This is a genomic window from Telmatospirillum siberiense, from assembly GCF_002845745.1.
In the GTDB taxonomy this organism is placed as follows: domain Bacteria; phylum Pseudomonadota; class Alphaproteobacteria; order Rhodospirillales; family Magnetospirillaceae; genus Telmatospirillum; species Telmatospirillum siberiense.
Genome location: NZ_PIUM01000028.1, coordinates 16,200 through 38,486 on the forward strand (window position 1 = coordinate 16,200; position 22,287 = coordinate 38,486).

The following is a 22,287-nucleotide window of genomic DNA, read 5'->3' on the forward strand; positions in this document are numbered from 1 at the left end:
AGGCCGCACCAGGCACGCGGATGCCTCCGTTAGAGCCAAGGGTTTGGAAAACAAGCTGGAACGTGATGCGGATCTAAAGCATCTCCAGGGAAATCGATTCGAAAACTCATCAACAGGCCCCCGACGGAGGAGAACCGCCCGCCATCATTTTTTCTCCCTCGGCGCCTGCGCCCCGGGATGGCGCAGCAGGGTATATTCCTTGACCAGGGCATAGATGGCGGGGATGACGACCAGGGTCAGCACGGTGGACGAGATCATCCCGCCCACCATCGGCATGGCGATGCGGCGCATGACTTCCGAACCGGTTCCGGTACTCCACATGATCGGCAACAAGCCGGCCATGATGGCGACCACCGTCATCATCTTCGGCCGCACCCGTTCGACCGCGCCTTCCATGATGGCCGCGTATAGATCCGCCCGGGTCAAGGGTTCGCCGTTCTTTTCCCGTTCGGCCCGCACCGCCTGCAAGGCGTGGTCGAGATAGATCAGCATGACCACCCCGGTTTCGGCGGCGACGCCGGCCAGGGCGATGAAGCCGACGGCCACCGCCACGCTCATGTTGAAGCCCAGCCACCACATCAGCCAGCCGCCGCCGATCAGGGCGAAGGGCAGCGACAGCATGACGATCAAGGTCTCCGTCAGGCGTTTGAAGTTCACATAGAGCAGCAGGAAGATGACGAAGATGGTTGCCGGCACCACGATCTTCATCTTCTGCTTGGCGCGTTCCATATATTCGAACTGGCCGCTCCAGGTGGCGTAATAGCCGGGCGGCATCTGCACCTGCGTCTCGACCGCCTTTTTCGCGTCGGCGACATAGCCGCCGATGTCGCGATCGCGGATATCGACGTAGATGTAGGCCGACAGCAGGGCGTTCTCGGTCCGGATCGTGGAGGGGCCCTTGGTCAGCTGGATCTTCGCCAACTGACCAAGGGGGATGTGCTGGCCATCCATCGTCGGCACCAGGATGCGGGTGCCGATGGCTTGCGGATCGCTGCGGAAATCCCGGGGATAGCGCACATTGACCGAGAATCGCTCGCGGCCCTCGACGGTAGTGGTCACCATCTCGCCGCCCATGGCGGTCAGGATGACTTCCTGCAGGTCGCCGACGACCAGCCCATAGCGGGCCAGGGCGTCGCGATCGGGCAGAATCTCCAGATAATAGCCGCCCATGATGCGTTCGGCATAGGCGCTGGTGGTGCCGGGAACCGCCTTGACCACCTGCTCGATCTGTTTGGCCACCCGCTCCATCTCGGTCAGGTCCTTGCCGAACACCTTGATACCGATGGGCGTGCGGATGCCGGTGGACAGCATGTCGATACGTCCGCGCAGCGGCATGGTCCAGGCGTTGCTGACGCCCGGGATCTGCAAGGCCTTGTCCATGTCGGCGATCAATTGGTCGATGGTCATGCCGGCCGGCCATTCCTCCTGTGGCTTCAGATTGATCGTCGTCTCGAACATTTCGATGGGTGCCGGATCGGTGGCGGTGTCGGCCCTCCCCGCCTTGCCGAACACCGATTCGACTTCCGGAAAGCTCTTGATGATCTTGTCCTGGGTCTGCATCAACTCGGCCGCCTTGGTCACCGACACGCCCGGCAAGGTGGTCGGCATATAAAGCAGCGTCCCTTCATAGAGGCGGGGCATGAATTCCGAGCCCACCTGACTGATCGGATAGGCCGAAATGCCCAGGATGGCGAGGGCCAGCAGGATGGTCGCCCCCTTCCAATTCAGCACCATCCTGATCAATGGCCGATAGAGCCAGATGAGGAGGCGGTTGATCGGATTCTTATGTTCCGGAAGGATTTTTCCGCGAACGAAGAGGGCCATCAGCACCGGCACCAGGGTGACCGACAGCACGGCGGCGCCGGCCATGGAAAAGGTCTTGGTGAAGGCCAGCGGCTTGAACATCCGGCCTTCCTGCGATTCCAGGGTGAACACGGGCAGGAACGACACCGTGATGATCAGCAGGCCGAAAAACAGCGACGGCCCCACTTCGATAGCCGCCTCGATCAGCGCCTGAACGCGGGAATCGCCCGGCTTCATCCGTTCGAGATGCTTGTGGGCGTTCTCGATCATCACGATGGCGGCGTCCACCATGGCGCCGACGGCGATGGCGATGCCGCCCAGGCTCATGATGTTCGAGGTCAGCCCCAGGAATTGCATAACGATGATGGAGATCAGGACGCCGACCGGCAGCATCAGGATGGCGACCAGGGCACTGCGCAGATGCAGCAGGAAAATGATGCAGACGGCGGCGACGATCAGGCTTTCCTCGATAAGCGTCCGCTTCAGCGTATGCACCGCCCGCAGGATGAGGTCGGAACGGTCGTAGACCGAACTGATGCTCACTCCTTCGGGAAGACCGCTGGCGATCTCGGCAAGCTTGTCCTTGACGTTTTGAATGACGTCGAGAGCATTTTGCCCATAGCGCTGGACGACAATGCCGCTGACCGCCTCGCCCTCGCCGTTCAGTTCGGCGAAACCGCGCCGCTCGTCCGGCCCCAGTTCCACCCTTGCCACGTCGCGCAGCAGGATCGGCGTGCCGTTCTGCGCCTTCAGCGCGATCTTCCCGAGATCCTCGATGCTCCGCAGATAGCCGCGTCCGCGCACGATGAATTCGGTCTCGGCCATTTCGATGGAGCGCCCGCCGACGTCGGTGTTGCTCTTGCGAATCGCCGACGACACCTTGTCCAGCGAGATGTTGTAGGACTGCAGCTTCTGCGGATCGACCACCACCTGATATTGCTGGACGAAACCGCCGATACCGGCCACTTCGGCGACGCCTTCCGCCTTGGCCAGCTGGTAGCGCAGGAACCAGTCCTGAATGGTGCGCAGTTCGGCCAGGCTCTTGTTCTTCGCCTGCACCACATATTGATAGACCCAGCCGACGCCGGTGGCGTCCGGCCCGAGCGACGGGGTCACCCCGGGCGGCAGCCTCTTGGCGGCGAAACTCAAATATTCCAGCACCCGCGAACGCGCCCAGTAGATGTCCGTGCCGTCTTCGAAGACGACATAGACGAAGCTGGTGCCGAACATGGAAAATCCCCGCACGACCTTGGACTTCGGCACGCTCAGCATGGCCGTGGTCAGCGGATAGGTAACCTGATCCTCGACCACCTGCGGCGCCTGACCGGGATAGTCGGTATAGAGGATCACCTGGGTGTCGGACAGGTCGGGAAGCGCGTCGAGCGGCAGATGTTCCGTCGCATAGACGCCGGCGGCGATGATGGCGACCGTGGCCAGAAGAACAAGGAAAGTGTTCTTCACCGACCACCGGATGATGCTGGCAATCATGACTGGAAACTCCGGCGGCGATCAGTGATGGAAGCTTTGCAGCGCGGCGCGCAGATTGCTTTCGGCATCAATCAGGAAATTGGCGCTGGTCACCACGGTTTCCCCCGCCGCCAGGCCGTCGACGATCTCGACATAGCCGTCGGCCCGCGCGCCGGTCGTCACCTCGCGAGGTTCGTATCGCCCCTCGCCGCGTTCGACCAGGACAACCTTGCGCGTGCCGGAATCGAGCAGCGCCGAATCGGGCACGGCCAGCGCGGCATGGTCGGCTGCGGCGGTCGCGATATCCACCGAACCGTAAAGGGCGGGCTTCAGGCGCAAGCCGGGGTTGGGCAACTCGATGCGCACCTTCACCGTGCGGGTTTCCGCCGACAAGGTCGGATAGATGAAGGTCAGCTTGCCGGTGAAGGTCTCACCGGGCATGCCGTTGAAGGTCACCCGGGCGGTCTGTCCAACCCGGATATAGGACAGTTCCTGCTCATAGACCTCGCCGATCAGCCAGACGTTGGACAGATCGGCGATCCGGTAGAGCACTTCGCCGGGCATGAAGCGCTGACCGCTGATGACGTTCTTCTCGAGGACCACCCCGTCCGCCGGGGAGGGCAGGGCAAGGGTGCGCGAGACGATCCCCCGGCCTTTGAGTCTTGCCAGTTCTCCGGACGGGATGTCCCAGTTGCGAAGACGCTGAAGGGCGCCGTCGACCAGCAGGCGGGCCGACGCGCGCGCTTCGGTGCTGGCATCGGCGTCAAGGCTTTCCAGGCTTTTCGCGGCTGCCAGATATTCCTCCTGCGCCAGCACCAGATCCGGGCTGTAGATCTCCATCAAGGGCTCGCCCCGGCGCACCAGTTGGCCGGTGGTGTTGACATGCAGCGCCTCGACATAGCCTTCGAACTTCGGCGTCACCAGACGCAGGAGCCGCTCGTCGACCTGCACCGTGCCGACCGCCCGCACGGTATGGGTCAGTTGGCGCCGTTCCACCGCCGCCGTTCTGACGCCCAGTTTCTGGACCTTGTCGACCGAGATCTTGACGATCGGTCCACCGTCGTCGTCACCTTCGAAGACCGGCACATAGTCCATGCCCATGGGATCCTTCTTGGGAACCGGCGAGGTATCGGGCAGGCCCATCGGATTGCGGTAGAAAAGGATCTTTCCCTTGCCCTGGACCGGAGCCGGAAGCGCCACGGCGGCCGGCGCGGCCGCCGCCTCCTCCTCGGCGTAGACGGGCAGGTAATCCATGCCCGTGGCGTCCTTCTTGGGTTCCGGCGAAAAATCGGCTTTGCCCATCGGGTCTTTGTAATAGAGGACCGTTTTGCTTTTCGTCTCCCCTTGCGGGTGAGGATGGGCCTGGCCCGAGCGGGCCTCCGGTTCCCCGGACGAATGCCCGGCGGCGGCGGAATGTTCGCCTCCCGCCGACGAGGGAAGAGGGACGATCTGGGAACGGCCCAGCCAATAGCCGCCGCCAAGGGCGGCGATGACGGCGACACCGGCAATGGCGATCGCGGCGGATGAGGTCTTCCGGCTCATAGCTCGCCTCCCAGCAGTTTTTCGATCTCGGCCAGACGGATCTGCTGCTCGAGTTGGGCCTTCAAATGGTCGAGGTGGGTTTTCCGCCACTGCTGTTCCGCAGTCAGCACCATGATGAACTCTCCTTTGCCCACCGCATAGGCGTGCTGGGCGCTCTCGAAGCCGAGGCGGGCTTGCGGAAGCGAGCTTTCGACAATCAGCTTTTCCATCTTCCTGGCCGTCTCGAAGCTCCAATAGGCCTCGCTCAGGTCATTCTGGATCGCCAGTTCCTTGGCGTCGCGTTTCGACCGGGCGGCCCCGGCGCTGGCTTTCGCCGCGCCGATCTCGGCGTCGTGAAGATCGCCGCGGATGGGCAGCGTCACTTCGAGCATCCCCTCGTAACCGGAAAACCGCCCATAGGATTTGACGCCGCCGAAGGTGACGGCGATGTCCGGATACAATCCCCTCTCGGCGAGATCGGCGGTTTTATTCGCCGAAGCGATGGCGGAGTCCTCGGCCCGCAAGTCCGGATTGAGCCGGAGCGCGCGCTCGGTCAAGTCGCCCAATTCGATGTCGCCCGGCAAAGCGCGCAAATGGGGAGTTTCGACGATGGGCGCGCGAGGATCGCGGCCGATCAGGGTATTGAGGCGGGCCTTCAACGTGCGCCGCTGGCCTTCCAACACCAACAGTTCCGTCTGCAACTGGGTCCGTTCGATTTCGGCGCTGGTGGCTTCCTGCTGACTGCCCACCCCTTGCGCATAGCGGGCCGAGGCCAGCCGCGCGACGGTGGTCAGCCGGGGCAGCAACTCGCGATCGAGGTCCATCGCCTGATGGACCTCGTGATACTCGGCATAGGCGGCCTTGACCCGGGCCACCACCTCGTTTTCCACCACACCGCGCAGCGCCGCCATCTTCTTGGCGTCGGCCTCGGCGATTTCGCGCTTGAGGTCGCGTTTGCCCCACAGGGGAAATTCCTGTTGCAGAAAAAACTTGTCGGTGCGGGGCAACTGGCTGGGCAGATAATTATCGGCGCCGCGGGGAATATCCATCGGCTGCCACTGAAATTTCGGATCCGGCAGGCTGTCGGCGCCGGCGACCTTGGCGGCGGCGGCGTCGCTTTCCAAGGCCGCCGCCGCCAGTTCCGGGCTCATCTGCCGGGCGATGGCGATCAATTGATCGAGATCCGGCGCGTCCATTGCCTGGTCATGGTGCTCGTCCGCCCAACCCGCCGTCGGCAGGAACAGGAGCAACGCCACCACACGGCAGGACATTTTGATCAAGGTCATCGCCATTCCCCTTTACCCCAGGATCACTTCATCGCTATGAAGGGAACCGAGCCGCTCACCGTGCCGGTTTCGCCCTGAACCTTGGCCGAAACGGTCAATGTCCATGAGCCGCCGTCCGACAAATCGGTCTGGAAACGGTATTCACCCGGCGTGGTGGACTTCAGAGCGGCGACCTTGGTCGCCATGGGGGCCATGCCGGCCATCGGCATTTCCATCTTGCTGCCGAAGATGACGGCGTCGGTCACCGGCTTGTTGTCGGGGATATGAATCAGACGCAAGGCCACCACGGTGTCGCCGGCCGCCTTGACATGGGCCTGCACCGCCTCGAAGCGGTAATCCTTGGGATCGGCGTGGGCGCTCCCCGCCGCCATGATCGTCAGGGTACAGATCGCCAGCAGGGTGGCGAAGCGGCGCTGAAACGGATAACGCATTTTCGATGCTCCTCGTTACGCGGCATAAATTGCAACGCATGATTTTGTCGGATCATGGTTAGCGCCGCGGCCCGAGGATTGCGCGTAACATAGTGTAACATATTCGCCGGTGAGTGTTACCTTGGCCCAAGGGGAAGCTGGAACCCTTCCAATTGCCCTCGGGTTTCGCCTATGATCCGGCCCCTGCCGACAAAAGAGGACTGCCGAGCCCGCGCCATGGATAGCGCCAAGCCTATTTTCAGCTACCGTCGTTACTGGGCGCACCGTTTCGGTCCGGCCCCCATGCTGCCCATGTCGCGCGCCGAGATGGAGGCGCTGGGCTGGGACAGCTGCGACATCATCGTGGTGACCGGCGACGCCTATGTCGACCATCCCAGTTTCGGCATGGCGGTGATCGGCCGCGCGCTGGAGGCGCAAGGCTTCCGCGTCGGCATCATCGCCCAACCGGATTGGAGCGACGCCAAGGCTTTCGCCGCGCTCGGCAAGCCCAATCTGTTTTTCGGGGTGACCGCCGGCAACATGGATTCGATGGTCAACCGCTATACTTCGGATCGCCGGATACGCCACAACGACAGTTACACGCCCAACGACGAGCCGGGAAAACGCCCCGACCGGGCGGTCATCGTCTATTCCCAGCGTTGCCGGGAAGCCTTCCGTGACACCCCCATCGTCATCGGCGGCATCGAGGCCTCGCTACGCCGCATCGCCCATTACGACTATTGGTCCGACAAGGTGCGCCGTTCGGTTCTGGTGGACAGCCGGGCCGACCTGCTGGTTTTCGGCAACGGCGAACGGGCGATCATCGACATCGCGCACCGCCTGGCCAAGGGTCAGGCGATCGGGCATCTGGACGACATTCGGGGCACCGCCTTCCTGCGCAACGCCGTCCCCGGGGACTGGACCGTCGAGGCCAGCGACCATCTCGACGACGAGCCCGGAGTGCCGGACGCCGGTTGGGAAGGCATCAGGGAGAATGCCCTCGAAAAAGCCTTTGGCGGCACCGGCGTCCCTGCCGGTGAGGGCGCCCACGCCGGCAGGGACGCCGGTGCCGCTGATTCAAAGGGCGACACGGATTCAAATCGCACGGTGGTGCGCCTGCCGGCCTTCGAACAGGTCAGGGACGATCCGGTGCTTTACGCCCATGCCTCCCGGCTTCTGCACCGGGAAAGCAACCCCGGCAACGCCCGGCCGCTGATCCAGCGCCACGGCGACAAGGAGGTCTGGCTCAATCCACCGCCGATTCCGCTCACCACGCCGGAAATGGATGGCGTCTACGACCTGCCCTATGCCCGGGCGCCGCATCCGGCTTACGGCGAGGCGAAGATCGCCGCCTGGGACATGATCCGCTTCTCGGTCAACATCATGCGCGGCTGTTTCGGCGGCTGTTCCTTCTGCTCGATCACCGAGCATGAGGGACGCATCATCCAGAACCGCTCGGAAGCCTCGATCATCAAGGAACTCGAGAACATCCGCGATAAGACCAGGGGCTTCACCGGCATCATCTCGGACCTGGGCGGACCGACCGCCAACATGTACCGCCTGGCCTGCAAGGACCGGAAAACCGAAAGCCTGTGCCGCCGGCCGTCCTGCGTCTTCCCGGACATCTGCAAGAATCTGAACACCGACCATACGCCGCTGATCGAGCTTTACCGCAAGGCCCGCGCCCTTCCCGGCATCAAGAAGGTGCATATCGCCTCCGGCCTGCGCTACGACCTGGCGGTGCGCAATCCGGCTTATGTCAAGGAACTGGTCACCCACCATGTCGGCGGATATCTGAAGATCGCCCCGGAACATACCGAGGCGGGCCCGCTCGCCAAGATGATGAAACCGGGCATCGGCACCTACGACGCCTTCAAGGCGATGTTCGACAAATTCGCGCGTGAGGCGGGGAAGGAGCTTTACCTCATTCCCTATTTCATCGCCGCCCATCCCGGCACCACCGACGAGGACATGATGAACCTCGCCCTGTGGCTGAAACGGAACGGCTATCGGGCCGATCAGGTGCAGACCTTCCTGCCCTCGCCCATGTCGCTGTCGGCCGCCATGTATTACAGCGGCCGCAATCCCTTGCGGCCGGTCCGCCGCAACGGCTCGGAAGAGGTGGTCACCGCCAAGGGCCTGAAACAGCGCCGCCTGCACAAGGCCTTCCTGCGCTATCACGACGCCGAGAACTGGCCGATGCTGCGCGAGGCCCTGAAACGCATGGGCCGCGCCGACCTGATCGGTCCCGGCAAGCATCACCTGATCCCCAACTGGCAGCCGGCCGGCACCGGATTGTCCGGCGGCGAAGGCGTTCGGGCGGGACGCAAGCATGGTGGCCAGAAATTCTATACCCAGCAGACCACGCAATCGCGCCGGCCAGGGTTGCCGGCGCGGAAAAAGGACGCTTGAGCCCATCGACGCTTGAGTCTTGAAAACGCGGATCTTTTATGTTCACGCCACGGATACTCAGGAAAGAGCGCTTCTCCATCGCGGACATCGCTGTCACGGTGCAGGATCATGAATGGGTGGCACCTCCGGAATACGAGCGCATCGTTGAGGCCGAGTGGAGGAAACGGATCTCCGAGGCGACGTATCCGATTTGGGACGGCACCTACTATCGGGTGATGAACATCGCCGACTCGGAGAATTCGAGATCCCCGCCGATGTTTCGGTTGGGCACAATTCGATATCGCTATGTCGCGACGCTCCCGGCTCTCTACCAGGAGCATCGGAAATGCCGTCTTGAAGCCCTTTATCATCTTTCGACAATCGCCCTCATCCAGACGACTGACGATTACTACCTGTTCGGCAAACGAACTGGGAACGGAACCATCGACCTCATTGGCGGCGGCGTCCAAAAAGATGAGCTGGCGGTCTCCAACGGCTCCGATATCGAACAAAACCTTTTCAAGGAAATTCGCGAAGAGGTGGGCATTCCCGCAAACGCTGTCGAAAGCATGAGCGGAATCGGCATCTTGTTGTCGGGCACCAGCAACGTTCTGATCGTTGGGCACGCCCGCGTGCGGCTCTCGAAGACCGATGCCGAACTGCGGTTTGCACAACGGGAGGACGATGAGATGGCGGCGCCGGTTTTCGTACCGAAGGACAAGCTCCGCGCCTTTCTGGAAGACATGTCCGACTATCGAAAACTCATTCCCGACGTGCTGTAACCGATCTTTCCAGATTGGCTTGGGCGACCCCGCCCATCCCCATCACGGGTCGACCGGATGTCTGCTGGAGTGAGGGTGTGCTATCAGGCACAGTCACCGCAGCCGGCAAAATTTTCTTGGACATCGGCGATCCAAAGGATCCCCCTGTCCCAATACACCCATCCTTCGCCAAGTTCCGTCCTTGCTATCCCTCGCCGGGCGTTGTAGGCAGACGCCATGTACTGGGGCAAAATCATCGGAGCGATGGCGGGATTTGCTCTCGGCCACGGCTTGCTGGGCGCGGTGCTGGGCGTCGTCGTCGGGCATTGGGTAGACGTGCGCCTGCTCCGCAAACTGCGCGGCAAAAAAAAGCCGCCGGTTTCGGCCCGCGCCAGAACGGTCGAACGCCAGAGGGTGTTCTCGACCTGCGTGGTCAGCCTGGCCGCCAAGCTGGCCAAGGTCGACGGCGTCGTCCTGCGCGAAGAGGTCGATGCCTTCAAGGCGGAATTCGTCATTCCACCGGCCCAACGCGCCGGCATCGCCGCCCTTTACGACGACGCCAAGCGCGATCCGCGCGGTTATGAGATTCACGCCCAGCGCCTGGCCCAGACTTTTTTCGACGAACCCTCGGTATTGAAGGATATCCTGGATTCCCTTCACCGCATCGCCCTTGTCGACGGGCCGTTGAAGCCCGAGGAACGGGCGTTCCTCGACAAGGTCGCCGGCATTTTCGGATTTGCCGACCGCCCCTTCGCCGAGCGCTACGGCGACCTCGTCGAAAGCGACCCTTATTCGGTGCTGGGCGTCACCCGTAACACCCCGGCATCCGAAATCAAGGCGGCCTGGCGCCGGCTGACCCGCGAACATCATCCCGACACCCTGATGGCGAAAGGCGTTCCCGCCGACCATATCGAATTCGCCACCAGGAAAATGGCGGCCATCAACGCCGCCTACGACCGTATCCGCAATGAAAGAGGAGAAATTTGATGGCGCCGCCGCCCTTACTCGCCTTGAAGGACGGTTTCGTCACCTTCGGCGGACGTCCCCTGTTCACCGGGGTCTCCTTCCAGGTGGGACGGGGCGAGAAATGTTGCCTGGTCGGACGCAACGGCAGCGGCAAATCGACGCTGTTGAAGGTGCTGGCCGGCGAAGTCGTCCTCGATTCCGGAGAGCTCTTCGTGCAACCGGGTATCCGACTGGCCTATCTGGCGCAGGATCCGCAGATCGAAACGCCGACCATCGGCGACTGGGTGGCGACGGGCCTCTCCCCCGACGAGCGCGATCAGCGCTATCGCGTCGATGCCGTGCTGGAAGGCCTGTCCGTCGATGGCGGGCGATCCCCGGCCAATCTGTCGGGTGGCGAACGGCGGCGGGCGGCCCTGGCCCGCGCCCTGGTCGGCGAACCCGACGCGCTGCTGCTCGACGAGCCGACCAATCACCTGGATCTGCCGACCATTCTGTGGCTGGAGAGCCATCTGGCCACCTACAAGGGCGCCCTGGTGGTGATCAGCCATGACCGCTCCTTCCTCGCCACCATCTCGCGGCAAACCCTGTGGCTGGACCGAGGACTGGTCCGGCGCAGCGAAAACGGCTTCGCCGCCTTCGAAACCTGGCAGGAGGAAATCTACGCCGCCGAGGAGGCCGAACAGGATCGCATGGACAAGCGCCTGGCCGCCGAGACCCATTGGCTGCATCGCGGCGTCACCGCCCGGCGCAAGCGCAACATGGGCCGCCTGCGGGCCTTGCAAAGCTTGCGCAAGGAGCGGTCCGAACGCATCCAGGTGCAAGGCTCGGTCAAGCTGGCGGTCGATGCGGGGGACGTCTCGGGCAAACTGGTGATCGAGGCCAAGGACCTGTCGAAATCCTTCGGCGACACGGTGATCGTCAAGGGATTCAGCACAAGGATCAGCCGGGGGGATCGGGTCGGGCTGATCGGCCCCAACGGCGCCGGGAAGACCACCCTTCTCGGCCTGCTGACCGGCGCCGTCGCCCCCGATTCGGGAACGGTCCGCCTTGGCACCAATCTGCAGACGGCAACCTTCGACCAGCAACGCGCCCAGCTCGACGCGGAAGCGACCGTCTGGAACACCCTGACCGAAGGGGCCGGCGACAATGTCTCGGTGCGCGGCCAGCCCCGCCACGTGATGGGCTATCTGCGCGATTTCCTGTTCGAGGACCGCCAGGCCCATTCGCCGGTGAAATCCCTGTCGGGCGGCGAGCGCAACCGGCTTTTGCTGGCCAAGCTGCTGGCCAAGCCCTCCAATCTGCTGATCCTCGACGAACCGACCAACGACCTCGACATGGACACGCTGGACCTGCTCGAGGAGATGCTGGCCGACTATGACGGAACCCTGCTGCTGGTCAGCCATGACCGCGACTTCCTCGATCGGCTGGTCACCAGCGTCATCGCCGTCGAGGGCAATGGCGCGGTCGATGAATATGTCGGCGGCTATTCTGACTATCTGCGCTGGCGGCCGGCCGCCAGCCCATCCCAGCCGGCGAAGACGGACGCGCCCGCGGCGGCGCCCAGGATAGAACGGCAGAAGACCGTCACCAAGCTTTCCTACAAGGACCAGCGGGAACTGGAAGAGCTTCCCGCCCGCCAGGAGGCGCTGGCGTCCGAAATCGCCGGGATCGAACGGGAATTAGCCGATCCCGCGCTTTACAGCCGTGATCCCGACGGCTTTTCCCGGCGCAGCACGCGCCTGGAAGAAGCCCGCGCGGCTCTCGCCGCCGCCGAGGAGCGCTGGCTGGAGCTTGAGATGAAACGGGAGGAACTGGCGGCGGGCCGGACATGAACGGGGGGGGCGTGGAATGGCGGTGGCGTCTCTCCTCGGTCCGGGGGCATCATCTCCCGCTGTTTGAACCACCAAGACACCAAGGCACCAAGGCGTTTCCCGCGATCTTCGGTCCCGCATCGATCCCGATTAGGAATTTGCGCCGCAGGCAATCATCCGACGGTCCAACCGTTGGTCCCTGGATGGATGGGGAATGCCTGCGGCGCATTCCGTCGCCTTGGTGCCTTGGTGTCTTGGTGGTTCCCCATCACCTCGCGGCGCAGATTCCGCCAGAGCTTCCGCACACCGCCCCATCCCGCTCCCCGACCATGGAGGCGGGTTTATCGCGGTGGCCGGAACCATGATCGATCTGCCCTCGCCCAATTTCGACGAACGGCCCGCCGGGACATCCATCGACATGCTGGTTCTGCACTATACCGGCATGCCCAGCGCCAAGGCCGCGATCGAGCGCCTGACCGATCCCGCCGCCCAGGTCTCCGCCCACTATCTGATCGACGAGGATGGCGCCTGCCACGGCCTTGTCGACGAAAACGTCCGGGCCTGGCATGCCGGCCGGTCGTTCTGGCGCGGGCGGACCGACCTCAACGCCCGCTCGATCGGCATCGAACTGGTCAATCCCGGCCACGAATTCGGCTACCGTCCGTTCCCCGAGGCCCAGATGACAGCCCTCATCCGGCTGGCCCGGGACATTCTCGGACGCCATCCCATTCCGCCGCGCAACGTGGTCGGCCATGCCGACGTCGCCCCCCGGCGCAAGGAGGATCCTGGCGAATTGTTCGACTGGCGCAGGTTGGCGGCCGAGGGTATCGGCCTTTGGCCCGCCGCCAGCGAGACTGACGCCCCCCCTCCTCCCGACTGGCCTAATCTCCTGGAGCGGCTGGGCTATGACGTGGCGGATCTCGCCGGGGAAACCAAGGGAACCGGCAGCCGCGCGGCCCTGGTCGCCTTCCAGCGACATTACCGTCCGCGCCGCTTCGACGGCATGGCGGATGGCGAGACCATCTCCAGGATGACCGCGCTTCTCGAGATGACCGGAGAGATGTCTCGTTGAATTCGTCAAGGTGTGATGACCATCACACCAATCAAGAAAAAGTATTCGCGATCTTCCATTCTAATTTTTTCTAGCCGATTTCTCCGTCACATTAACCCTTGCGCCGCCGCTGCGGATTGCCTAGCTTTCGCGCTGCGTCAGATGGCTGGATGGCCGCTCTCCGGGTAACCGGGGGGAGGAAAGTCCGGGCTCCACGGAAATACGGTGCCGGATAACGTCCGGCGGGGGAAACCCCAGGGAAAGTGCCACAGAAAGCAAACCGCCGGCTCAAGCGGCCCCTCACGGGACCGCCGGCAGGCAAGGGTGAAAGGGTGCGGTAAGAGCGCACCGCGCGCCCGGCAACGGGAGCGGCACGGCAAACCCCACCGGGAGCAAGACCAAGTAGGGACGGCATGCCGGTCGGAAAGCCCGTCAGGGCTTGATTGGCAAGGCGCATTTCCGCGCTGTCGTCCGGGTCGGTCGCGCGAGGCGTCCGGTAACGGGCGTCCCAGATGAATGGCCATCCATCCGCCCTCGGGCGGGGGACAGAACCCGGCTTATAGGCCATCTGACGCAAATTTTCCCGCCCGCTTCCCGCCCTCATTGCGACATACGATGGTAACCCCCGGCAGGCTAAATGGAACGAAGAAGGAACAACCTTCGCGGCGCATATCCGCTTCGTTTTTTAACGGCATGCAATACAAGGCTTTTTGGCGTTTGAATGAAATTTAGAATTTTTCCTGTCGACACTGTAAGAAGTCGGCTTTTCCCATTGTTTTACTATGAGATTCCATTGACGCCCATGTTTTCCCATGCTATCCCATAACGACCCAAGCGATGCCACCACCATGCCTGGAAGGTGGCTGAAGTCTGGGTCGGTGAAACAGGGGTCTTTGTGGGCGGACGACAGATGGCATTGTTCGTTTCCACGTTTGTCAACAAGGTCGACCGCAAGGGACGCGTATCCGTCCCGGCGCCGTTTCGTGCCGCCCTGTCCAATCAGATGCCGCAGGGCATCGTCGTGTTCCCGTCCTTCACCGCGGCCGCCATCGAAGGATGCGGCAACGACTTCCTGGAACAGTTGGCCACCAGCACCACCGCCGCCTTCGACCTGTTCTCCCCAGAACAGGACGACCTCAACACGCTGATTTTCTCGTCGTCGCATCAATTGGCCTGGGACCCCGAAGGCCGCGTCATGCTGCCCGAAGAGATCCTGGCGCACGCCAACATCACCGAACAGGCGGCCTTCGTCGGCAAGGGCCGCACCTTCCAGATCTGGGAACCCCAGGCTCTGAAGAGCCATACCGAGGAAGCCCGCAAGCGCGCCCTGCAGAACCGGCCGCAGATCGCCTTGCGCACGCCGGAGGTCAAATGACCGCCGCGCCCCACATCTCCGTCCTGTTGAACGAGGTCGTCGCCGGCCTCGCCCCGAAAGCCGGCCAGATCTTCGTCGACGGCACTTTCGGCGCGGGCGGCTATTCGCGGGCGCTTCTAGACGCCGCCGGCTGCCGCGTCTTCGGCATCGATCGGGATCCGACCGCCGTGGCTCGCGGCGCCGAACTGGCCAGGCATTACGACGGCCGCCTGACCGTGCTCGCTGGACGTTTCGGCGACATGGACAGCCTGCTGGCCGAGCGCGGCATCGACCGGGTCGACGGCGTCGCCCTGGACCTGGGCGTCTCCTCCATGCAGATCGACGAGGCCGAGCGCGGCTTTTCCTTCCAAAAGGACGGCCCGCTCGACATGCGCATGGAAAAGGACGGGACGTCCGCCGCCGACATGGTCAATTCGCTGCCGGAAGCCGATCTCGCCGACATCTTCTGGCGGTTCGGCGAGGAACGGCATTCCCGCCGCATCGCCCGGGCCATCGTGGCCGATCGCAAGGCGCAGCCCTTCACCACCACCCGGCAGCTGGCCGAATTGATCCGCCGCATCGTCCCCCGGTCGAAGGACGGCATCGATCCGGCAACCCGGACGTTCCAGGGACTGCGCATCGCGGTGAACGACGAGATGGGCGAGGTCGAGCGCGGCCTGGCTGCCGCCGAGCGCCTGCTGACCGAGGGGGGCCGGCTGGCCGTCGTCTCGTTCCACTCGCTCGAGGATCGCGCGGTCAAGGATTTCCTGAAAACCCGCAGCGGCGGCCAAGCCCAGCCGAGCCGCCATCTTCCCGTCGCCGGGGAAGCCCGGGAACCGAGCTTCCGGCTGTTGTCCAGGAAGCCGATCGCCCCCGGCCCGCAGGAAACGGCGGCCAATCCCCGCGCCCGTTCGTCGCGCCTGCGTCTGGCCGAGCGGACCGCCGCCGCCGCCTGGCCCTCGCCGGAAGGGCACGCATGATGCGCGCCGCCACGATCCTCTGGGCGGTTCTCGCCGCCGCCGCCGGCACCAGCCTCTTCATGTTGAAATATGAGGTTCAGGCCCAGGAGCAGCGGCTGTCCGGCCTTCGCAAGGACATCGTCGAGGCCCAGGAATCCATTCACGTGATGAAGGCCGAGTGGAGCTATCTCAACGATCCGGCACGGCTGCGCGAGCAGGCGGAGCGCCATTTGGGCCTGCACCCGCTGAAACCGAACCAGATCGTCACCATCGCCAGCCTGCCGATGAGGGATCCGAAGACCGACGAAGCCCCCATCGCCCAAGGCCCGGCGTTGCCGCAGGCCGCGCCGGCGGTGACGGTTCCGCCGGCGCCGGTGGTCACCCGCAAGACGCCCAGTCCGCCGCTCAAGGCTGCCCCCGGACCCGCGCCCGCGCCGGTCCCCTCGAAGCCGGCGCGCAGCATGATGGCCGAGAAGGCCCCCCCCGCCCCGGCGGCCGGAATCGCCAAGGCGGCGCCGGGACCGGCGCCCAAAGTCGTGGCCAAGGCGGTCCCCGCGTCCAAGCCCGCCGTCAAGCCCGGTCCGGCGAAACCCACCGCCGTCGCTTCGGCCAAGCCGGTCAAACCGACGACGACGCCGGCACAACCGCGCCCCGCGGCCGGCGCCACGCCGGTCTATACGAGCACCCCGGCCAGATCCGCCTCCAGCGAGACGGCGAGCAGCGGCAACGTCATGGTGATCAAATCGCCGGCCCTTGCCGACCCGGAAGTTGCCAGCACGCGGGCCCAGCCATGATCCGCCCGCTCCTCAACCTGTTCAAGCCCCGCCCGACCCTTTACCAGGGGGAAGACGAGAGCGCGGGAATGGTGCATCTGGACGGCGCCCGCAAACGCGCCATCGAAATCGGCCGGACCCGCCTCATCGTCACCGGTGCCATGTTCACCCTGGCCTTCTGCGTGATCGCCGGACGGATGGTCGACGTCACCGTGATCAAGTCGGTCACGGTCCAGCACTCCCGGCAAAGCAAAAGCAACGAGCTGGGGATCGAGCGGGCCGATGTGGTCGATCGCAACGGCGTCCTGCTGGCCACCAGCCTGCCCTCGGTCTCGCTCTATGCCCACCCGCACGAAATCGGCGACAAGAAAGAGGCGGCGCAGAAGATTGCGCGCGTGCTGCCCGACATCAACGCCAACGACCTGCAGAGCAGACTGCAGGGAGACCGGGCGTTCCTCTATTTGCGGCGGAATCTGACGCCGCGCCAGGAATATGAGATCAACGCCCTGGGCATTCCCGGACTCTATTTCGAGAAGGCCGAGAAACGGATCTATCCGCAAAGCGAACTGACCGCGCATGTGGTCGGCCTCACCGACCTCGACAACAAGGGCATCGCCGGAATCGAGAAAGCCTTCGAAAACGAACTGAAGGCCCGACGGGACCCCTTGCGCCTTTCGCTCGATATCCGGGTTCAAACCGTCCTGCGCAACGAATTGGCGAAGACCGTCGCCGACTTCCACGCCATCGGCGCCACCGGCATGGTGATGGACGTCCGCACCGGCGAGTTGCTGGGGATGGTCTCGCTGCCGGACTTCAATCCGAACAATCTGGCCTCGGCCACGCCGGAGGCGATGTTCAACCGGGCGACGAGCGGCGTCTACGAGATGGGCAGCACCTTCAAGCTCTACAACACGGCCGCCGCCCTCGATGCCGGAACCTCGACCCTTTCGAGCACCTACGACGTCACTCACAAGATCAAGGTCGGCCGTTTCGAAATCTACGACTACGAGCCGGAACACCATCCGATGAACGTCGCCGAGATCCTCAAGGTCTCGTCGAACATCGGCTCGGCGCGCATGGCGCTCGATCTCGGCATCGACAATCAGAAGGCCTTTCTGTCCCGCATGGGCCTGATGCGCCCCGCCTCCATCGAACTGCCCGAGATCAGCGCGCCGCTGGTCCCCAATCCCTGGCGCGAAATCAATTCCATGACGATCGCCTACGGCCATGGCATGGCGGTTTCGCCGCTCCATATGATGACCGGAGTGAGCACCCTGGTGAATGGCGGAAACTTCCATTCCGCGACCCTGTTGAGGCACGATGACGGCCAATCCATTCCCAGCCAGCGGGTGCTGAAGCCGGAAACCTCAAAAATCATGCGCGATCTCATGCGCATGGTGGTCGTCGAGGGAACGGGCAAGAAAGCCGATGTGCCCGGCTACGACGTCGGCGGCAAGACGGGTACCGCTGAGAAGAACGGCGCGGGCGGCTATCGCCATAAGTCCCTGCTGTCGTCCTTCATCGCCACCTTCCCGGTGTCCGATCCGAAATATGTGGTGCTGGCGATGATCGATGAACCGCAGGGCAACAAGGAAAGCTATGGCTTCGCCACCGCCGGATGGACGGCGGCGCCCGCCGTCGGCCGCGTCATCGCGCAAATCGGCCCACTGCTGGGATTGATGCCGTCGGCCATTCCCGAACCGGCCGCCAAGGAAAAAGCCCGCCTGGCGCAAGACGCCCCCCCTCAGCAGAAAAAGGGGGTGAGCCTTGCCAAAGCTGAGTGAACTGTTGGCGCCCGCCCTCGAGTCCGATCCGGACATCGCCGGCTTGACCGCCGATTCGCGGGCGGTCAAGCCCGGTCATCTGTTCGCCGCCCTGCCGGGAGCCAAGGCCGATGGACGCGATTTCATCGGTGACGCCCTGTCGCGCGGCGCCGCGGCCGTCCTGGCGCCGCTCGGCACAGCGCTCCCCGATGCGCGCGCCGTACTGTTCACCGACGACAATCCCCGCCGGCGCTTCGCCCTGATGGCCGCCCGTTTCCATTCCCGGCAGCCGAAAGTCGTCGCGGCGGTCACCGGCACCAACGGAAAGACATCGGTCGTCAATTTTGCCCGCCAGATCTGGGCGAAAAGCGGTTTGCGGGCGGCCAGCCTGGGCACCCTCGGGCTCAACGCGCCCGGGCGCGTCGAACCGGGATCGTTGACCACCCCCGATCCGGTCAGCCTGCACCGGAACCTCGACCGACTGGCGGCGGACGGCGTTACCCATGCCGCCATCGAAGCCTCCAGCCACGGACTCGACCAATACCGCCTGGACGGCGTCGCCGTCAGTATCGCCGCCTTCACCAATTTCACCCGCGACCACCTGGATTACCACGGCGGCATGGATGGCTATTGGCAGGCCAAATGCCGTCTGTTCGGCGAAGTGATGCCCGCCGGACGAGTCGCCGTGATCAACGCCGATTCCCCGCAAGCCGGCCTGCTCACTCGTCTATGCCTTGACCGGGGACACCGGATCATCAGCTTTGGCGCCGCCGGCACCGACATCCGCCTGAGCCGCGTCGCAGCCACCAGCGAGGGGCAGGATCTTTCCCTGATCGTCATGGAAAGGCCATATCAACTACATCTGCCGCTGGTCGGGGCGTTCCAGGCGTCGAACGCCGCATGCGCCCTGGGGGTGGTCCTGGCCACCGGCATCCAGCCCGATGCCGCCGTAGCGGCCCTGGCCGGTCTGGAAGAAGTGCCCGGACGTTTGCAGAAGGTGGCGAGCACATCCCGGGGCGCGGCGATCTTCGTCGACTACGCCCATACGCCGGACGGATTGGAAACGGCGCTGAAGGCGCTGCGGCCCCACACCGCGCGCCATCTGGTGGCCGTCTTCGGGTGCGGCGGCGACCGCGACAAGGGCAAACGGCCCCAGATGGGCCGGATCGCCACCCTGTGGGCCGATCGGGTCATCATCACCGACGACAACCCCCGCGGCGAAGACCCGGCGGCCATCCGCGCCGAGATCCTGGCGGCCTGCCCCGGCGCCAGCGAGATCGGCGACAGGAGGGAAGCCATCCGCCAGGCCGTCGCCTCGCTCGGGGCCGGCGATCTGCTGATCGTGGCCGGAAAAGGTCACGAGACCGGGCAGATCGTGAAGGATAGGGTCCTGCCCTTCGACGACGCCGAACAGGCGCGCCGCGCCGTGGAGGAATTGGCATGAGCGCCATCTTATGGACATCGGAGGAGGCGGCGGAAGCCACCGGCGGACGCCTCGGCGGAACGCCATGGCAGGCCACCGACGTCTCCATCGATAGCCGTTCCGTCCAACCCGGCGCCCTTTTCGTGGCCCTGGCCGGTCCCAACCACGACGGCCACGATCATGTCGCCGCCGCCCTGGCGAAAGGGGCAGCAGCCGCCCTGGTGCACAGGATTCCCGCCGACGCGCCGAAGGATGCGCCCCTGCTTCTGGTCGAAGACAGCATGGCCGGCCTTTCCGCCCTGGCCGGAGCGGCGCGGGCGCGGTCGAACGCCCGCATCGTCGCGGTCACGGGAAGCGTCGGCAAGACCGGCACCAAGGAAATGCTCAAGCTCGCCCTTGAGGCCACCGGCCCGACCCACGTCAGCCAGGGCAACCTCAACAATCATTGGGGCGTCCCGCTGTCCTTGTCCCGGCTGCCGCGCGAAGCCCTTTTCGGCGTTTTCGAACTGGGCATGAACCACGCCGGCGAAATCACGCCGCTCACCCGCCTGGTCCGGCCGCATGTCGCCGTCGTCACCTCCGTCGAGGCAGTGCACATGGCCCATTTCGCCTCGACCCGCGAGATCGCCGAGGCCAAGGCCGAGATCTTCCTCGGTGTGGAACCGGATGGATTCGCCGTGCTGCCGCGCGACAATCCGCATTATCGCCTTCTCTTCGACGCGGCGCGGCGGGCCGGGATCACCAACATCATCAGCTTCGGCAGCCATATCGACGCCGGCGCGCGCCTGCTCGACGGGGCGATCGACCCTTCCGCGACCCTGGTGCTCGCCCTGTTCGGCGACGACGCCATCAGTTACCGGGTCGGCGTGCCCGGGTTGCAATGGGCCAGCAACAGCCTGGCCGCCCTGCTGGCCGCGAGAGCCGCCGGGGCCGACCTGGATCGGGCCGCCCGGAGCCTGTCCTCGATGAGCGCCCCGAAAGGCCGTGGAGCCCGCAGGACCCTGCCCTGGGGCGGGGGCAAGATCGAAATCATCGACGAATCCTATAACGCCAGCCCGGTGTCCGTCCGCGCCGCCATCCTTACATTGGCGGCCGCCGAGCGGCCCCGGGGTGCCAGACGCATCGCCGTGCTGGGCGACATGCTGGAGCTCGGGCAAGACTCTCCGGTCCTGCATGGCGCCCTTGCTCAAACCCTTGTCGAGAACCGTATCGATCTGGTGTACACCGCCGGTCCCCTCATGCGTCATCTGCACGAAGCCTTACCGCAGGATCGGCGCGGCGGTCACGCCGCCGACGCCGACGAAGCGGCCTTGCAACTCGTCAAGGCTTTGAAACCCGGCGATGTGATCATGGTCAAAGGTTCAGCAGGCAGCGTGATGGGGCGCGTTATCAAAGCCCTAGAGCAAACCGCGGCGCCGGAGGCGTCCCCCGAAGGCTGCTGCGAGGAGAAGCCGTGATTCATGCTGTATAATCTGCTGTTCCCGCTGGCCGACCAGGCCGGCATTCTCAATCTCTTCAAGTATCTCACCTTCCGCACGGGCGGAGCGGTGCTGACCGCGCTTCTCATCTCCTTCTTCGCCGGGCCTTCGGTCATCCGCTGGCTTCGCCGCAAACAGGGACGGGGCCAGCCGATCCGCACGGACGGGCCGGAATCCCACCTGACCAAGAAGGGCACGCCGACCATGGGGGGCATCCTCGTCCTCCTGGCGCTGACTCTGTCGACCCTGCTGTGGACGGATCTGACCAACCCCTACATCTGGATCGTGCTGCTGGTCACCTTGAGCTACGGGCTGATCGGTTTCGCCGACGATTACCTCAAGGTCAGCAAGCGCAACACCAAGGGCCTTCCCGGAAAGCTGAAGATGGCGGGGCAGATCGCCGTCGCCATCGTCGCCACGATCTTCATCATGCGCCTGTCGCCCGAGCCGCTGTCGCGGGCCATGGCCGTTCCCTTCTTCAAGAACGTCCTGCTGCAGTTGGGGTGGGGTTATATGGTGATGGCCGTCTTCGTCATGGTCGGCGCCTCCAACGCGGTCAACCTGACCGACGGCCTCGACGGGCTGGCCACCGTTCCGGTGATGATCGCCGCCGGCGTCTTCTCGCTGATCGCCTATATGGTCGGACATGCGGTGTTCGCCAATTACCTGCAGATCCACCATGTGCCGGGAGCCGGCGAGTTGGCCGTGTTCTGCGGTGCGCTGGTCGGCGCCGGCCTGGGGTTCCTGTGGTTCAACGCCCCCCCGGCCATCGTCTTCATGGGCGATACCGGCTCGCTGGCCATGGGTGGCGCCCTCGGCGCCATGAGCGTGGTGACCAAGCACGAGATCGTCCTGGCCATCGTCGGCGGCCTGTTCGTCCTGGAAACCGTTTCGGTGATCGTCCAGGTGGCCTCCTACAAATTGACCGGAAAGCGGGTCTTCCGCATGGCGCCCTTGCACCATCACTTCGAAAAGAAGGGCTGGGCCGAGCCGACGGTGGTGATCCGCTTCTGGATCATCTCGGGCATCCTGGCCCTGGTCGGCCTTTCCACCTTGAAGCTGCGGTGAGG

Annotated in this window: 16 protein-coding genes and 1 other RNA gene; 13 read left to right on the top strand and 4 right to left on the bottom strand. The window is 64.4% G+C overall.

From position 1 onward, the window contains the following. Positions 1 to 144 precede the first annotated feature (144 nt). The 4 genes from CWS72_RS20275 to CWS72_RS20290 are packed head-to-tail and all read right to left on the bottom strand — an operon-like array spanning position 145 to position 6,508. Entirely contained in the window at positions 145 to 3,291 is a 3,147-nt protein-coding gene (locus tag CWS72_RS20275; RefSeq protein ID WP_101252466.1) for an efflux RND transporter permease subunit, read from the bottom strand. Positions 3,292 to 3,312: 21 nt separating this feature from the next. Further along, positions 3,313 to 4,812 carry an efflux RND transporter periplasmic adaptor subunit gene (locus CWS72_RS20280; protein WP_101252467.1) on the bottom strand — a complete coding sequence of 500 codons (1,500 nt, stop codon included), beginning with the start codon at positions 4,810 to 4,812 and terminating at the stop codon, positions 3,313 to 3,315. Then, on the bottom strand, positions 4,809 to 6,077 hold the full coding sequence (locus tag CWS72_RS20285; RefSeq protein WP_158240744.1) for a TolC family protein: 1,269 nt from the start codon (positions 6,075 to 6,077) through the stop codon (positions 4,809 to 4,811). The genes CWS72_RS20280 and CWS72_RS20285 overlap by 4 nt, the downstream gene beginning before the upstream one ends. A gap of 23 nt (positions 6,078 to 6,100) precedes the next feature. After that, entirely contained in the window at positions 6,101 to 6,508 is a 408-nt protein-coding gene (locus CWS72_RS20290) for a FixH family protein (RefSeq protein WP_101252469.1), read from the bottom strand. 216 nt (positions 6,509 to 6,724) lie between these two features. Here CWS72_RS20290 and CWS72_RS20295 point away from each other — a divergent pair, with 216 nt between their 5' ends. The 13 genes from CWS72_RS20295 to mraY all read left to right on the top strand — a co-directional run bounded on the left by CWS72_RS20295 (position 6,725) and on the right by mraY (position 22,285). Continuing rightward, complete coding sequence (locus CWS72_RS20295; RefSeq protein ID WP_101252513.1) at positions 6,725 to 8,899, top strand: YgiQ family radical SAM protein; 2,175 nt, start codon at positions 6,725 to 6,727, stop codon at positions 8,897 to 8,899. Between the two features lie 38 nt (positions 8,900 to 8,937). Beyond that, the gene (locus CWS72_RS20300; RefSeq protein ID WP_101252470.1) at positions 8,938 to 9,660 is read left to right on the top strand and encodes an NUDIX hydrolase; all 723 of its coding nucleotides are present in this window, start codon (positions 8,938 to 8,940) and stop codon (positions 9,658 to 9,660) included. 216 nt (positions 9,661 to 9,876) lie between these two features. After that, complete coding sequence (locus CWS72_RS20305) at positions 9,877 to 10,626, top strand: TerB family tellurite resistance protein (RefSeq protein WP_101252471.1); 750 nt, start codon at positions 9,877 to 9,879, stop codon at positions 10,624 to 10,626. Continuing rightward, on the top strand, positions 10,626 to 12,437 hold the full coding sequence (locus tag CWS72_RS20310; protein ID WP_101252472.1) for an ATP-binding cassette domain-containing protein: 1,812 nt from the start codon (positions 10,626 to 10,628) through the stop codon (positions 12,435 to 12,437). Before CWS72_RS20305 ends, CWS72_RS20310 begins: the two co-directional genes overlap by 1 nt. Before the next feature lie 340 nt (positions 12,438 to 12,777). Then, complete coding sequence (locus CWS72_RS20315) at positions 12,778 to 13,488, top strand: N-acetylmuramoyl-L-alanine amidase (RefSeq protein WP_101252514.1); 711 nt, start codon at positions 12,778 to 12,780, stop codon at positions 13,486 to 13,488. 137 nt (positions 13,489 to 13,625) lie between these two features. Next, an RNA gene (gene rnpB, locus CWS72_RS20320) (RNase P RNA component class A) lies at positions 13,626 to 14,043 on the top strand. 334 nt (positions 14,044 to 14,377) lie between these two features. Further along, positions 14,378 to 14,842: a division/cell wall cluster transcriptional repressor MraZ gene (mraZ, locus tag CWS72_RS20325; protein WP_101252473.1), complete on the top strand. Its 465-nt coding sequence runs from the start codon at positions 14,378 to 14,380 to the stop codon at positions 14,840 to 14,842. Continuing rightward, entirely contained in the window at positions 14,839 to 15,801 is a 963-nt protein-coding gene (gene rsmH, locus CWS72_RS20330; protein WP_101252474.1) for a 16S rRNA (cytosine(1402)-N(4))-methyltransferase RsmH, read from the top strand. The genes mraZ and rsmH overlap by 4 nt, the downstream gene beginning before the upstream one ends. Further along, a complete protein-coding gene (gene ftsL, locus CWS72_RS20335) occupies positions 15,798 to 16,574 on the top strand; it encodes a cell division protein FtsL (protein WP_101252475.1) in 777 nt (258 codons plus the stop codon). The genes rsmH and ftsL overlap by 4 nt, the downstream gene beginning before the upstream one ends. Next, positions 16,571 to 18,337: a peptidoglycan D,D-transpeptidase FtsI family protein gene (locus CWS72_RS20340; protein WP_101252476.1), complete on the top strand. Its 1,767-nt coding sequence runs from the start codon at positions 16,571 to 16,573 to the stop codon at positions 18,335 to 18,337. Before ftsL ends, CWS72_RS20340 begins: the two co-directional genes overlap by 4 nt. Beyond that, positions 18,321 to 19,760, top strand: a complete 1,440-nt coding sequence (locus tag CWS72_RS20345) for a UDP-N-acetylmuramoyl-L-alanyl-D-glutamate--2,6-diaminopimelate ligase (protein ID WP_199175830.1) — start codon at positions 18,321 to 18,323, stop codon at positions 19,758 to 19,760. Before CWS72_RS20340 ends, CWS72_RS20345 begins: the two co-directional genes overlap by 17 nt. Next, positions 19,757 to 21,196, top strand: a complete 1,440-nt coding sequence (locus CWS72_RS20350) for a UDP-N-acetylmuramoylalanyl-D-glutamyl-2,6-diaminopimelate--D-alanyl-D-alanine ligase (protein WP_101252478.1) — start codon at positions 19,757 to 19,759, stop codon at positions 21,194 to 21,196. Before CWS72_RS20345 ends, CWS72_RS20350 begins: the two co-directional genes overlap by 4 nt. Positions 21,197 to 21,199: 3 nt before the next feature. Next, the gene (mraY, locus tag CWS72_RS20355) at positions 21,200 to 22,285 is read left to right on the top strand and encodes a phospho-N-acetylmuramoyl-pentapeptide-transferase (RefSeq protein WP_101252479.1); all 1,086 of its coding nucleotides are present in this window, start codon (positions 21,200 to 21,202) and stop codon (positions 22,283 to 22,285) included. Positions 22,286 to 22,287: the final 2 nt, after the last annotated feature.

Coding starts and splice junctions, on each gene's coding strand:
- CWS72_RS20285 (WP_158240744.1), bottom strand. CDS start 6,077: ATGACCTTGATCAAAATGTCCTGCCGTGTGGTGGCGTTGCTCCTGTTC.
- rsmH (WP_101252474.1), top strand. CDS start 14,839: ATGACCGCCGCGCCCCACATCTCCGTCCTGTTGAACGAGGTCGTCGCC.
- CWS72_RS20315 (WP_101252514.1), top strand. CDS start 12,778: ATGATCGATCTGCCCTCGCCCAATTTCGACGAACGGCCCGCCGGGACA.
- mraY (WP_101252479.1), top strand. CDS start 21,200: ATGCTGTATAATCTGCTGTTCCCGCTGGCCGACCAGGCCGGCATTCTC.
- CWS72_RS20295 (WP_101252513.1), top strand. CDS start 6,725: ATGGATAGCGCCAAGCCTATTTTCAGCTACCGTCGTTACTGGGCGCAC.
- CWS72_RS20300 (WP_101252470.1), top strand. CDS start 8,938: ATGTTCACGCCACGGATACTCAGGAAAGAGCGCTTCTCCATCGCGGAC.
- CWS72_RS20340 (WP_101252476.1), top strand. CDS start 16,571: ATGATCCGCCCGCTCCTCAACCTGTTCAAGCCCCGCCCGACCCTTTAC.
- ftsL (WP_101252475.1), top strand. CDS start 15,798: ATGATGCGCGCCGCCACGATCCTCTGGGCGGTTCTCGCCGCCGCCGCC.
- CWS72_RS20280 (WP_101252467.1), bottom strand. CDS start 4,812: ATGAGCCGGAAGACCTCATCCGCCGCGATCGCCATTGCCGGTGTCGCC.
- CWS72_RS20275 (WP_101252466.1), bottom strand. CDS start 3,291: ATGATTGCCAGCATCATCCGGTGGTCGGTGAAGAACACTTTCCTTGTT.
- mraZ (WP_101252473.1), top strand. CDS start 14,378: ATGGCATTGTTCGTTTCCACGTTTGTCAACAAGGTCGACCGCAAGGGA.
- CWS72_RS20310 (WP_101252472.1), top strand. CDS start 10,626: ATGGCGCCGCCGCCCTTACTCGCCTTGAAGGACGGTTTCGTCACCTTC.
- CWS72_RS20290 (WP_101252469.1), bottom strand. CDS start 6,508: ATGCGTTATCCGTTTCAGCGCCGCTTCGCCACCCTGCTGGCGATCTGT.
- CWS72_RS20305 (WP_101252471.1), top strand. CDS start 9,877: ATGTACTGGGGCAAAATCATCGGAGCGATGGCGGGATTTGCTCTCGGC.
- CWS72_RS20350 (WP_101252478.1), top strand. CDS start 19,757: ATGAGCGCCATCTTATGGACATCGGAGGAGGCGGCGGAAGCCACCGGC.